Source organism: Pontibacter kalidii, from assembly GCF_026278245.1.
Taxonomy (GTDB): Bacteria; Bacteroidota; Bacteroidia; order Cytophagales; family Hymenobacteraceae; genus Pontibacter; species Pontibacter kalidii.
On the sequence record NZ_CP111079.1, the window covers coordinates 1,148,075 to 1,160,754 of the forward strand.

Below are 12,680 nucleotides of genomic sequence, written 5' to 3' on the forward strand. Positions count from 1 at the left end.
ATGGTTGCTCCTCCGTGTCTGCAATAATTGCCTACTTTAGCTGCCGGAATTTTCGTCTGATCACTTCCTGAACCGGGATGCGCTCTATCTTGCTTTCCAGCCAGGAGATAATGTCCAGGTAGAGGAAGGGCCGGCGCTCAGCGGGGTTTTCTGCAATGGAAGTCAGTTTTTCTTTCAGAGTCATAAAGGCAGGCCGAAGCTCCTGCGGCGTTACCTTCCCCAGGTTGCGCAGGAAACGGAAGATCTCTACCTGCATCTGCTGCTGATCGTTCATTTTCCCCAGGAAGCGGTAAACCGATCTAACCTGCAGTTCCAGCGCATAATCATCCCCCTCCTCATAGTAAGCAATCAGCCTGAGAATACGGGCAAAGCACTGGATATCCTCCCGCAGGTTCGTATCGGTGTAATTGATGATCTTGTTCAGGTATTTTATCGCTGTGTGGTTATCGCCGCTCCCAAAGTATAAACTGGCAATCTTAAAGTAAAAGATGAGTCTGCGGTGCGGGTCCAGCTGCAGCTCGTATTGTTCCAGGTTCCGCAGCAGGTCTGGTACCAAGTTCACGCCCTCGGAGAACTCACCACGCATAAAGTATAAATTGATTTTGTTGGTGTAGATATAGAGAAAAAGCAGCACCTCGGTGTTCGGGGTGTCGCGCCGGTTGGTATCGGCGGCAAAGCGCTCCATATCTTGCAGCACCTGCTCAAACTTGGTATAGTACTGCAGGTTAAACAGGGCGGCCAGCAGGTTATGCATCCCTTTGAGGTAGAGGGAAGGCTGGCTATACTTCATTTCCGGGCTATCCTCAAAAAGATCCACCCACTTTTGGGCATAGCGGTAACAGGACTTAAAATCCTGCACCAGGTAATGGTACCACACGTGTGCCTGGTAGTAATAGAGCTTTTCCATAAAACTGGCGGCGGTGAGATCGACCACAGGAAGGTTGTCCCGGAAGAAGGCGCTGAAACGGGTAGCGTCTTCCTGCGTTTTGGCGTGCCCCGCCTGCAGGTACAGCCCGTACAGCCGCAGTGCCAGATTAGAAAGGGTATGCGCCTGCGAAACATGCAGGGCCAGTTCTACGGCTTCATCAGAAAGCTGGTCTGCCCTGCCCCTGAGGCTCCTGGTGATATACTGCGACTCGATCTGTTTCTCAAAGTCGATGGCGGTTAAGGCGATGTGCTGCAGTTGGGCATGCCGGGCGGCAGCCTTTACCTTATCCAGCATCTTCAGGCATTGCTGGTAAAGCCCTTTGTTGTAGAGAACCCGGGCATAGCCTAGCTGTTCCTGCAACTGAATGTCCAGGTTCTGACCTGTGTGGTAGATCCTCAGGCTGGCAAGCAGCTGCCGGTACAGGTTCGCTTTAAGGTTCGGCAGCTGTACTTTCTTGATGCTCGTTACCTGTTCCAGGATTTTCTCGTCGTCATATTGCTCCAAGCTGTCGAGGGCGTCGAAAAGTTGCAGAAACTTTAGCCCCTGCGTTGCTCCCTGCCGCTTGGTAAACAGACGGAAGTGCCTTTTCTCGGAACGGGTCAGAGACTTTATCAGCTGAAATACAGGATCGGGGCTCAGGTTGGACATAGTAGGTTGTTCTTTTGTAAAATAATGGCTTACAGTGAGTTACTTGTTAAAAAATGGCCTGTAGAAATGGTAGCTAAACATCGAAATTTGTTTTTGTTGCCACTAATCAAGTAAGACCTTTAAAACAATACTCTAACTGTTAAAGACCAAATAAAGGATGTCTGTTCAGAAAATACAAATATTTGATACCACCTTACGGGACGGGGAGCAGGTGCCGGGCTGTAAACTCAACACGCAGGAAAAGCTAGTCATTGCCAGACAACTGGAGCTTTTGGGTGTGGACGTTATCGAGGCTGGTTTTCCTATATCCAGCCCCGGCGACTTTGAAGCTGTGAAGGCTATCGCAAAACAGACAAAGGAGTCTACCGTCTGTGGTTTATCCAGGGCTGTGGAGAATGACATTCGCACGGCTGCCGAAGCACTCAAGGGGGCGCGCCGGCCCAGAATCCACACGGGTATCGGCACTTCCGACCTGCATGTGCGCTACAAGTTACGCACTACCCAGGAAGAAGTCATGTCCAGAGCTGTGGAGGCGGTAAAACTGGCAAAGAGTTTTGTGGAAGATGTAGAGTTTTATGCCGAGGATGCCGGAAGAACGGATAACGAGTTTCTGGCCAGGGTATGTGAACTGGCGGTGAAGGCGGGCGCAACGGTGCTCAACATCCCGGATACCACCGGCTATTGCCTGCCGGAGGAGTACGGTGCCAAGATAAAGTACCTTTACGAGCATGTGAAGGGCATTGAAAATGTTTGCCTCTCCACACACTGCCACAACGACCTGGGGCTGGCCACGGCCAACTCCATTGCCGGCGTGGTAAACGGTGCCAGACAGATAGAGTGCACCATAAACGGAGTAGGGGAGCGTGCCGGGAATACTGCCCTTGAAGAGGTTGTGATGATCCTGCGCCAGCATCCGTACCTGAACCTGACCACCGGCGTAAATAGCAAGTTGCTCACGGAGACATCTACGCTCGTCTCGCACATGATGCGGATGCCGGTACAGCCTAACAAGGCTATTGTGGGCGCCAATGCCTTCTCGCACTCCAGCGGCATACATCAAGACGGTGTGATCAAGCACCGCGAAACGTATGAGATCATCGACCCGCGGGATGTGGGGGTAGACAGCTCCTCGATTGTATTGACCGCCCGCTCAGGCCGCGCCGCCCTGGCTTACCGACTGCAGAAGCTAGGCTATAATTTCGATAAAGAGACGCTGGATAAAGCCTATGGCTCGTTTCTGAAAGTGGCCGATGAAAAGAAGGAGGTGCGGGACACAGACCTTCATGTGTTGGTAGAGAAGCAAAATCTAGTGACAGCAGGCTGAGATGAAAAAAAAGACCTTATTCGATAAAGTATGGGACGCCCATGTGGTGCGATCCTTACCGGGGGGGCAGGACGTGTTCTATATCGACAAGCACCTGATCCATGAGGTGACCAGCCCGCAAGCCTTTGAGGAGCTGGAGAACCGGGGCCTTTCCCTGTTCCGCCGAAACCAGATAGTGGCCACCGCTGACCATAACGTACCGACCAGGAACCAGCACCTCCCGATCCAGGAGCCGCTCTCACGCTCTCAGGTTGACAGGCTGACGGAAAACTGCGAGAAGCATGGAGTATCGCTCTATGGCCTGGGCCACCCGTATCAGGGCATTGTGCACGTGATCGGACCTGAGCTTGGCATTACCCAGCCGGGTATGACCATGGTCTGCGGCGACAGCCATACTTCTACCCATGGTGCCTTTGGGGCGATTGCCTTCGGAATTGGTACGAGCCAGGTAGCGCAGGTGATGGCCTCGCAGTGCCTGCTCCTATCACGGCCAAAGCGCATGCGCATTACCGTGGAGGGTGACCTCAGGCCCGGCGTAACGGCCAAAGATCTGATCCTCTTCATTATCGCATCGCTCGGAACAGGCGGAGCCACAGGCTATTTCGTAGAGTATGCGGGAAGTGCCATCCGCTCTCTCAGCATGGAAGGACGTATGACGGTCTGCAACATGAGCATTGAGATGGGCGCGCGTGGCGGTATGATAGCCCCGGACGAGACAACCTTTTCTTACCTGAAGGACCGCCCTTTTGCCCCGCAAGGGGAGCAATGGGAAAAGGCTGTAGCCTATTGGGAAACGCTATACTCTGATGAAGACGCGCAATTCGAAGTGGAGTACCATTTCAATGCTGCCTCCGTCACCCCCATGATCACCTATGGCACCAATCCGGGTATGGGTATTTCCTTGAACGCAAGTGTTCCTCAAAAGGTGAAAGCCAGTGAGCAGGCAAGCTTCGAGAAGTCGCTGCAGTACATGGGCTTCGCGCCCGGAGAGTCCCTTTTAGGAAAGCCTGTGGATTATGTATTTATTGGCAGCTGTACCAACTCCCGGATCGAGGATCTTCGGCTGGTGGCAAACTACGTGCAGGGCAAGAAGAAAGCCAGCCACGTGGAGGCCATCGTCGTTCCTGGCTCCAAGCAGGTGGAGGAGCAGGCGAAAGCCGAGGGGCTGGACAAAATTCTGGCAGAGGCCGGTTTTGAGTTGCGGGAGCCCGGGTGCAGTGCCTGCCTGGCGATGAACGAAGACAAGATCCCTGCAGGGGCTTACTGTGTCTCCACCTCTAACCGCAATTTCGAGGGGCGTCAGGGGCCAGGGTCCAGAACCTTGCTCGCCAGCCCACTGGTAGCAGCGGTATCAGCGGTGGAAGGAAAGATTACGGACATATCTCAATACTTGAGCTAATGGAAAAGTTTAACGTGCTCCATTCGACGGCCGTGCCGTTACCGATAGAGAACATCGATACAGACCAAATCATACCTGCCCGCTTCCTGAAAGCCACCTCCCGGGAGGGCTTTGGAGAGAACCTGTTCCGGGACTGGCGCTACGACAGTAGCGGGCAACCTAATAAGAAATTCGTGCTGAATGATTCACGGTTCCAGGGACAGGTCCTGGTGGCAGGGAAGAACTTTGGTTGTGGCTCCAGCAGGGAGCATGCTGCGTGGGCCTTGTTCGATGCTGGCTTTAAGGTGGTCATCTCCAGTTATTTTGCTGACATCTTCCGGGGCAACGCATTGAATAACGGGCTTCTGCCGCTACAGGTGGAGGATTCGGTACTGGAGCGGCTCCTGAAGCAGATCGAAGAAGACCCCGGGACAGAGTTTATCATCGACCTGCCCGCTGAGCAACTGTATGTGCCGGCATGGGAGCAGCGCATTCCGTTTGAGATCGACTCTTATAAAAAAGAGTGCCTGCTGAACGGTTATGATGACATTGATTATTTAGTAAGTCAGAAGGAGGCGATTGAAGCCTTCGAAAAAAACAGAGTATGGGTATATTAAATAAAAAGATTGTAGTGCTGGCCGGGGATGGTATAGGGCCGGAAGTATGCCAGGAAGCCATCAGGGTTCTGAAAGCAGTAGGAGAGCGGTTCGGGCATGAATTCTCGTTCGACATGCAGCTGATGGGTGCCTGCGCCATTGACGCTACCGGAGAGCCGCTACCTGACAAGACGCTGGAGGCTTGCTTTCAGTCGGATGCTATACTTTTAGGAGCGATCGGAGACCCCAAGTATGACAACAACCCCGCCGCCAAGGTACGGCCGGAGCAAGGCCTGCTAAAGCTTAGAAAATCGCTTGGCCTTTACGCCAACATTCGTCCTGTAAAAGCCTATGAGGCACTGCTGCCGCAATCTCCCCTGAAGGAAGAGCGCATCAAGGGTGCCGATATGCTGTTCTTCCGGGAACTTACCGGTGGCATATACTTCGGGGAGAAAGGCCGCCTGGCTGACAGTGCTTACGACCACTGCACGTACAGCAGGTATGAGATAGCACGCGTAGCCCATCTTGCCTTCCAGGCCGCTCAGAACCGCCGCCGTAAGCTTACCCTGGTGGATAAGGCTAATGTGCTGGAAACCTCCAGGCTATGGCGGGAGGTAGTGCAGGAGGTTAGTGCTTCCTACCCTGACGTAGCCGTTGATTATCTGTTTGTCGACAATGCGGCCATGCAGCTAATTCTTAAGCCCAGCCAATTCGATGTAATCCTGACTGAGAACATGTTCGGGGATATTTTATCTGACGAGGCCTCTGTGATCGCAGGCTCGCTGGGTATGCTGCCTTCTTCCTCTGTTGGAGAAGAGGCTGCACTGTTTGAGCCAATCCATGGTTCCTACCCGCAGGCCAAGGGCAAGAACATAGCCAACCCTATTGCTATGATTCTTTCCGGGGCGATGATGCTGGAACACTTTGGTTTGTACCAGGAGGCAAGCCTGGTGCATTATGCGGTACAAGAGGCGTTGGACAAAAAGATTCTGACACAGGATCTGATAGCCCCGACTTTGGCCTATTCGACGGAGCAGGTAGGAGCCTTCATCGTGTCCTGTGTGCTGGGCGGTGTTTTGGAAGGCCTGCATAAAGAAAATGTTCAGGTTGGCATGAGTACCCTGATTTAGGAATCCTATGCTAACCTAAGGAACCCTACACCCTGCATTTGGCAAGGCAAAAGGTTTCTACTGTAATAGATTGCTTTGCACATATTTTAGTCGAAGGCATCGTCTGTTGAAGAAATCCTTCTTCAGGTGTAAAGTGATCTACTATTAGGTGTTTAGTTTCTACAGACTTGCCCGTTAATGCCCCTACTTTTGCCGGAGGACCTGTTCAGGTTGGCGAAAGTAGGGGCATTGGTCTTTGTTGTGTATATAGGGGCAGGCCTTAGATAATTATACTATTGGCTAATTTTAAGATGCTATTTGCCGATGCAGAACTTGGTGAAGATATTGTCCAGCAAATCATCTGTTGTGATTTCACCGGTGATCTCGCCCAGGCTGTAGAGTGATCTGCGGATATCAGCCGCTACCAGATCTCCGCTCATCCCTAAGCCAAGGCCATTGAGTACATCATCCAGGGCAGCGTAGGTTTTGTTCAGGCTGTCCACGTGGCGCAGGTTCGTTACAATGGTTTGGCTTTGAGTATTAAGCTTGCCCAGGTTTACTTTCTCCACCAGCGCCTGCTTCAGGTCGTCCAGGTTGGCCCCCTCGGCCGCGGATATAGTCACCAGGTTTTCTATACTTTCGAAGGCCTTGACCTTATCGGCAGGGGCACGGTCAATTTTGTTGGCCACGGCTACCATCGGTAGCTTCTTTGGGTTCAGCCTTTCCAGCTCGGCCTGTACTTCCTCTGCCGAAACCTCGGTAATATCGAAAAGGTAAATGATCAGCGATGATTGGCTGAGTTTCTGCATGGTACGCTCCACGCCGATGGCCTCTACTTTATCGGTTGTTTCGCGGAGGCCGGCCGTATCGATGAAGCGGAAGGTGATACCTTCAATGTTGATCTCATCCTCAATAAAGTCGCGGGTGGTGCCGGGTACATCCGAAACAATAGCTTTTTCCTCGTTCAGCAGTTTGTTGAGCAGGGTAGATTTGCCGGCATTTGGTTTGCCCACGATCACGGTAGGCACACCGTTTTTGATCACGTTGCCCAGCTCGAAAGACTTGAGCAGTTCCCGGATGATGCCTTGAATATTCAGTATAAGAGAGCGCAACTGCTGGCGGTCTGCAAACTCCACATCCTCCTCGCCAAAATCCAGCTCCAGCTCAATCATGGAAGCAAAATGCACCAGCTCGGCACGCAGGCGCTTTATTTCTTGTGAGAAGCCGCCCCGCATCTGTTTCATGGCCACCTCATGGGAGAGGGCGGAGTCGGAAGAAATCAGGTCAGCGACGGCCTCGGCCTGGGCCAGGTCGAACTGCCCGTTCAGGAAAGCACGCTTGGTAAACTCTCCGGCATTCGCCAGACGAGCGCCATGCTTCAGCAGCAGCTTCACGATCTGCTGCACGATGAAATCGGAGCCGTGGCAGGAGATCTCTACTACATTCTCTTTCGTGTAGGAGTGCGGTGCCACAAACAAAGAAACCAGCACTTCGTCCAGCACCTTCCCCTCATCGCGGATAGTACCGAAATGAATGGTGTGGCTGGCTTGTGTGGAAAGATCTTTTCCTTTGAAAACGGAGTTGGTAATATGGATAGCTTCCGGACCCGACAGGCGAATGACGGCAATGGCGCCTACGCCCGGGGCGGTAGCTACGGCTACAATGGTATCGGTATTAATATGCTGGATCAATTCAGGTCTAGATTATTTGCGCTGCAAATTTACGGATTTATTAACAGAATCAGGAGGCAAGGGAGGCGGCCCGAGTTTCAGGAGATTTTCCGGCTACAGGCTTTGTCCAGCTGTTATCCGGAAGTATAATTTATACTTGCCAGGTTGCGAAGACTCATACTTTAGCAGCCCTATAAGCCACGAGTAGGACGTGCTAATTCTGTTTCTCGTACTCCTGGAAGTTCATCGACTTGTGGTGGTTCTCGCCGAAATAGCGCAGGATCTTGGAGAAGGTCTTGGCGTCGAGGTAGCCGGGCACAGGGGCCAGCATGTTCATTTTTTCGTCCAGGTACACGGTGGTAGGGTAGCTCATCTGGCCCTGCAGTAGTGCCACTGCCAGTTCATGCGACCTGTACTCGTCCTTATACGTAAAGGTTTGGCCCCTGAGGGTGATGGCGTCTTTGCCTTCGGCGTTCAGCTTTACGGGGTAGAAATGCTTGTTCACCAGCTCTACTACCTTCGGGTCCGTGAATGTGCTTTTGTCCATTTTCTTGCACCAGCCGCACCAGTCGGTATAAACATCTATCACGATCTTACGCGGCTCCTTCTCCATGCGTGCGGCAGCCTGTTCGATCGTCATCCATTGAATTTTCTCTGCTTTTTTAGCAGCGCCTTCCAGCGCGGTTAACTGAACTGGTGTGGCTTCAGTGGTTGAGGCCTGTAGGGAGGCTGAGGTATTGCGGTTGTTGCAACCGGCAAAGAGGGCCAGGGCAAAGGCCGAAAGTATAGCTGCTCTTCTAATCATACTTAATGGAGGTGGTGTAGCATCATGAATAAGGGTTTAACAGGATCGGCCAAGTATAAATTCCAGCTTAATGCTGCACAGGCTGTAGTTGCTTCCTTTTGACAAGTATACCCCGGGTTGGGGAGAAGAGGAATGCCAACATAAATTCCATACCTGTAACAGTGGCAATGGCCCCGGCAATGGAACCGTCAATCCAGACGGCCAGGTAATAGCCGGCTGCGGAGGCAAGTATACCTGCCAGCACCGACAGCAGGAGCATATGCTTAAAATTGTCGGTAAGCAGGTAGGCTGTAGCCGGAGGGGCTACCAGGAGCGCCACCACCAATATGGCACCCACCGACTCAAAGGAGGCCACGGTGGTGATAGAGACGGCCGTCATGAGGGAGTAATACCAGACCGTGGTGGAGATGCCTATGGCCGCTGCATAGGCTGGGTCGAAGGTGGTGAGAAAAAGCTCCTTATACCCTAGTATGATGAAAAGTATGATCAACATAGTTACCACAGCCAAGGTCCAGACGGTGCGGGGGCCGAGGCTTAGGCCTCCCTCTGTAATCCATAGATCCAGCGGCACGTAAGCAATCTCACCGTAGAGCACGCAGTCCTGGTCTAGGTCCACCTGGCCGGCAAATACCGAGATAAGGATGATACCGATGGCAAACAGCCAGGTAAACGTGACACCGATCGCGGCATCGGCCTGTACGCGGGCATAGCGGTGGAAGAACTCAATGAGGAACGTAGTCAGCACGCCCAGTAAACCGGCCCCGATCAGCATCGGCACCGATTCCCGCGAGCCAGTGAACAGGAAAGCAATGACAATGCCCGGCAACACAGCATGCGAGATAGCATCGCCCACCATGGCCATGCGCCGCAGGATGAGGTAACAACCCAGCAGACTACAGCAGGTAGCTACCAACGATCCGGTAAGTATGATCCAAAAGGCGTTCAAAGGTTTTAACTGTTAATTGCTGATTGTTAAATGGTTGTATGGTTAAATGTTTGATAGCTACATGGTTGTTTAGTTATTATCTTCTTATCTTGGATTCTATAGTCTTCAACTTTCTAACTCTTACCTCCCAAACTCTCTAACTCTTTAACTCCCAAACTCCCCTATGGAATTCGGGCGCTGTGCGGGTCTAGAACGGGGAAGCCAAGTTCCTCCATCAGTTTCTGCTCCAGTTCAGGAGTGATAATGTGCTCGATGGTCTCGGCATCCTCGTGCACGTGGTCCGAGGCCAGGTGCAGGTACTGGGTTAGGTATAGCTCCCAAAGACGGTGCAGCCGTACCACACGTTCGCCCCGGCGCTGGCCCTGGCCGGTGAGCAACCAGCCCTCCGGCGTCTTCATTAGGTATCCCTGGTTTTTCAGTTTTCTTAAGCCCGCGGCGGCCTGCTTTTTGGGGATAGCCCTTCTCTCCAGTATCTCCTGGAAGGTATGTGGTGCCAGCGTGCCCTGCCTTTGCTCTCCTAACTGGTAGAGCAGCTTCAGCAGGTTTTCCTCCAGGATCAGCGTCTTGTTGCGGCGCTGGCGCAGCAGGCGCGATACCCACCCTTTGCCCGGCGCGAAGGCAAAAGAAAGTATGGCGATCATTGACACGATCAGCACGATCCAAGGGCCGGTTGGCATGGCTGGGGCTGTATAAGAGACGTAGGCACCCGCCACTCCCGAAAAGGCCCCGATCAGGGCGGCCAGCACCAGCATCAGACTGAGTCTGTCGGTCCAGAAGCGTGCCGCAGCAGCCGGAGTGATGAGCATGGCCGCCATCAGCACAACGCCCACCGCCTGTATGCCCACCACCACGGCAAAAACGGTGAGTGTGGTTAGCAACAGCTCCAGCGCCCGCACCGGGTAACCTATGGTTTTGGCATACGCCTGGTCGAAGCAAAGGAGGGTGAGTTCTTTGTAAAACAGGAGCGTAGCCACCAGCAGCAGCACAGCCACCAGGCTGAAGGCGATCAGATCCTCGCCCACCAGAGAGGCGGCCTTGCCGAACAGGAACTTGTCGAGGCCGCTTTGGGCGGCGTTGCCGGAGTGCTGTATGGCCGTCAGCAGCAGTATACCGATGCCGAAGAACACGGAAAGCACCAGGCCAATGGCCGTGTCTTCCTTAATGCGGGAGCGGGAGGTGATAAAATCTATGGTGAGCAGGGAGATCCATCCGGTGATAAAAGCCCCTAACAGAAGTATGAATGGGTTCTTGGTGCCGGAAAGTATAAATGCCAGGCAAACGCCGGGCAGTACGGCGTGCGCCACGGCATCGCCCACGAGCGCCCGTTTGCGGAGGAGCGTAAAACAGCCCACCACCGCCGAGCTGCCCGCCAGCAGCACCGAGCCCAGCGTGACATACCGTACGTTGGCATCAGCAAAAGAAAAGAACTCAAAAAACTCGTTCATGCCGGTCTTTAATTGATGACTGCTGGGTTGTTATGTGATTGAAAGGATGAATTCATACTCTCTAATTCTCTAACTCCTAAACTCCTTATCTCTCTCTTGACGGAAACTCCTGTTTTTTGAGCAACTCGCCTACTTTGGTGAGCACGGTAAGCTTGCCGCCGTAGGTTTGCTCCAGCAGTTGCTGCGTGAGTATCTGCTCGGTAGGGCCGGAGGCTACCAGGCGCAGGTTCAGCAGCACTACCCAGTCAAAATACTCTGTGGCGGATTGCAGGTCGTGGTGCACCACGATGACGGTTTTTCCTTGCTCCCGCATGGTGCGCAGCAATTCGATAATGGCCGTTTCGGTGGCGATGTCTACCCCGGCAAAGGGCTCATCCATAAAGTAAATATCGGCGTTCTGCGCCAGCGCACGGGCCAGGAACACGCGCTGCTGTTGCCCCCCGGACAGTTGCGAGATCTGGCGGTTGGCATAGCCCTGCATACCTACTTTCTGCAGCGCGTCCATGGCAGCGTCCTTATCCGCCTTGCGCGGCCGTTTAAAGAGCCCCAGCTTGCCGTAGCGGCCCATCAGCACCACATCAAAAACCGAGGCCGGGAAATCCCAGTCCACCGACTCGCGCTGCGGCACGTAACTGATGCGGCCGCGCACCTCATTTATAGGTTTATCAAAAATCCTGACGTAGCCACTGCCTGCCGGCAGCAAATCCATCATCGCTTTGATCAGCGTAGACTTGCCCGCTCCGTTCGGCCCGATCACGCCTACCAGCGCACCGGCCGGTAAGGTCAGGTCGATGCCCCACAGCACGGGCTTCCGGTCGTAACTCACCGTCAGGTCGTGCACCTCTACCACCGGGTTCTCTACTTGAAGTATCATCTGTTTGTACTTTTATTTTAAAGCTGACACCATGCTGCTCACGTTATGCCGCACCATACCAATGTAAGTGCCCTCTGCTGTTCCTTCCTCTCCCAAGGCATCTGAGTATAAGGTGCCGCCGATTATTACCTCATGCCCCCGTTCCCTGCTTCCAACCACCACGGCCTCAATGGCCTTCGGCGAGACCGATGACTCCACAAATACGGCTTTGATCTTGTTTTCAGCGATATACTTTACCAGCGACGACACATCCTGTAAGCCAAACTCCGATACCGTGGAAATACCCTGAAGCCCGCGCACCTTTATATTATAGGCATCACCGAAGTACCCAAAGGCATCGTGCGCCGTGATGAGGATGCGCTGCTGCTCCGGTATAGTCTGTATTTGTTGTGTTACCCACTGGTGAAGCGTGTCGAGCTCCTGCAGGTAGGCTTGGGTGTTCTGCATGTATACTTCGGCGTTGGCAGGATCTTTCTGTTGCAGTTCCTGGCTCAGGTGCCTCACTACCTCCTGCCACAGCGTCACATCGAACCATACATGCGGGTCCTGGCTATCGGCGTACTGTTCAGAGGCGCGGAGTTTTTCTTTCGGTATACTTGCCGTGGCGGTTACAACCGTTTTCTGGCGGCTCAGCTTTTCCATCACCTCGCCCATTTTGCCCTCCAGGTACAGGCCGTTGTAGATAATTACGTCTGCCTCCATCAGCTTCTGCAGGTCGCCTTGGGTGGCCTTGTAGAGGTGCGGGTCTACGCCGCTGCCCATCACCGACTCCACTTCGGCGGCGTCGCCCACGATGTTGGCCACGGCGTCTTTGAGGATGCTGGTGGTGGTGAGTATTTTCATACGCTTGCCCGCTGCCATGGCGCCTTTGGTTTCTGTTTGCGTACAGGCGCCGGCAAGTAGGGTGAGGCAAAGTATGGCCAGTAAGTAGATCGATCTCATAGTTTGTGCGGAGCC

11 protein-coding genes are annotated in these 12,680 nt (G+C 53.5%); 4 read left to right on the forward strand and 7 right to left on the reverse strand.

The genetic code is table 11. The features are described from left to right. Window positions 1-31: 31 nt before the first annotated feature. A complete protein-coding gene (locus OH144_RS04855) occupies window positions 32-1,576 on the reverse strand; it encodes a hypothetical protein (RefSeq protein WP_266205176.1) in 1,545 nt (514 codons plus the stop codon). A gap of 157 nt (window positions 1,577-1,733) precedes the next feature. Here OH144_RS04855 and OH144_RS04860 point away from each other — a divergent pair, with 157 nt between their 5' ends. From OH144_RS04860 to leuB, 4 genes are read left to right on the forward strand one after another with little or no spacing between them, the layout of a single operon-like run. Beyond that, window positions 1,734-2,900, forward strand: a complete 1,167-nt coding sequence (locus tag OH144_RS04860; protein ID WP_266205177.1) for a 2-isopropylmalate synthase — start codon at window positions 1,734-1,736, stop codon at window positions 2,898-2,900. A 1-nt stretch (window position 2,901) separates the two neighbouring features. After that, on the forward strand, window positions 2,902-4,299 hold the full coding sequence (gene leuC, locus OH144_RS04865) for a 3-isopropylmalate dehydratase large subunit (RefSeq protein WP_266205178.1): 1,398 nt from the start codon (window positions 2,902-2,904) through the stop codon (window positions 4,297-4,299). Beyond that, window positions 4,299-4,895 carry a 3-isopropylmalate dehydratase small subunit gene (gene leuD / locus OH144_RS04870; protein ID WP_266205179.1) on the forward strand — a complete coding sequence of 199 codons (597 nt, stop codon included), beginning with the start codon at window positions 4,299-4,301 and terminating at the stop codon, window positions 4,893-4,895. The genes leuC and leuD overlap by 1 nt, the downstream gene beginning before the upstream one ends. Next, entirely contained in the window at window positions 4,883-6,004 is a 1,122-nt protein-coding gene (leuB, locus tag OH144_RS04875; protein ID WP_266205180.1) for a 3-isopropylmalate dehydrogenase, read from the forward strand. The genes leuD and leuB overlap by 13 nt, the downstream gene beginning before the upstream one ends. A gap of 293 nt (window positions 6,005-6,297) precedes the next feature. Here leuB and mnmE read toward each other — a convergent pair whose 3' ends face one another. From mnmE to OH144_RS04905, 6 genes are all read right to left on the reverse strand, one after another. After that, window positions 6,298-7,674: a tRNA uridine-5-carboxymethylaminomethyl(34) synthesis GTPase MnmE gene (gene mnmE / locus OH144_RS04880; RefSeq protein WP_266205181.1), complete on the reverse strand. Its 1,377-nt coding sequence runs from the start codon at window positions 7,672-7,674 to the stop codon at window positions 6,298-6,300. A gap of 193 nt (window positions 7,675-7,867) precedes the next feature. Beyond that, window positions 7,868-8,458, reverse strand: a complete 591-nt coding sequence (locus tag OH144_RS04885; protein WP_266205182.1) for a thioredoxin family protein — start codon at window positions 8,456-8,458, stop codon at window positions 7,868-7,870. 67 nt (window positions 8,459-8,525) lie between these two features. Then, complete coding sequence (locus OH144_RS04890) at window positions 8,526-9,404, reverse strand: metal ABC transporter permease (RefSeq protein ID WP_266205183.1); 879 nt, start codon at window positions 9,402-9,404, stop codon at window positions 8,526-8,528. 161 nt (window positions 9,405-9,565) lie between these two features. Further along, the gene (locus OH144_RS04895) at window positions 9,566-10,849 is read right to left on the reverse strand and encodes a metal ABC transporter permease (protein ID WP_266205184.1); all 1,284 of its coding nucleotides are present in this window, start codon (window positions 10,847-10,849) and stop codon (window positions 9,566-9,568) included. Window positions 10,850-10,934: 85 nt separating this feature from the next. Further along, window positions 10,935-11,723 carry a metal ABC transporter ATP-binding protein gene (locus OH144_RS04900; protein WP_266205185.1) on the reverse strand — a complete coding sequence of 263 codons (789 nt, stop codon included), beginning with the start codon at window positions 11,721-11,723 and terminating at the stop codon, window positions 10,935-10,937. A gap of 12 nt (window positions 11,724-11,735) precedes the next feature. Beyond that, a complete protein-coding gene (locus OH144_RS04905; protein WP_266205186.1) occupies window positions 11,736-12,665 on the reverse strand; it encodes a metal ABC transporter solute-binding protein, Zn/Mn family in 930 nt (309 codons plus the stop codon). Window positions 12,666-12,680 lie beyond the last annotated feature (15 nt).

Bases quoted from the DNA above. Each gene is read 5' to 3' on its own strand.
- OH144_RS04895 (WP_266205184.1), bottom strand. From the start codon at position 10,849: ATGAACGAGTTTTTTGAGTTCTTTTCTTTTGCTGATGCCAACGTACGG.
- leuC (WP_266205178.1), top strand. From the start codon at position 2,902: ATGAAAAAAAAGACCTTATTCGATAAAGTATGGGACGCCCATGTGGTG.
- OH144_RS04860 (WP_266205177.1), top strand. From the start codon at position 1,734: ATGTCTGTTCAGAAAATACAAATATTTGATACCACCTTACGGGACGGG.
- OH144_RS04885 (WP_266205182.1), bottom strand. From the start codon at position 8,458: ATGATTAGAAGAGCAGCTATACTTTCGGCCTTTGCCCTGGCCCTCTTT.
- leuB (WP_266205180.1), top strand. From the start codon at position 4,883: ATGGGTATATTAAATAAAAAGATTGTAGTGCTGGCCGGGGATGGTATA.
- OH144_RS04905 (WP_266205186.1), bottom strand. From the start codon at position 12,665: ATGAGATCGATCTACTTACTGGCCATACTTTGCCTCACCCTACTTGCC.
- OH144_RS04900 (WP_266205185.1), bottom strand. From the start codon at position 11,723: ATGATACTTCAAGTAGAGAACCCGGTGGTAGAGGTGCACGACCTGACG.
- leuD (WP_266205179.1), top strand. From the start codon at position 4,299: ATGGAAAAGTTTAACGTGCTCCATTCGACGGCCGTGCCGTTACCGATA.
- OH144_RS04855 (WP_266205176.1), bottom strand. From the start codon at position 1,576: ATGTCCAACCTGAGCCCCGATCCTGTATTTCAGCTGATAAAGTCTCTG.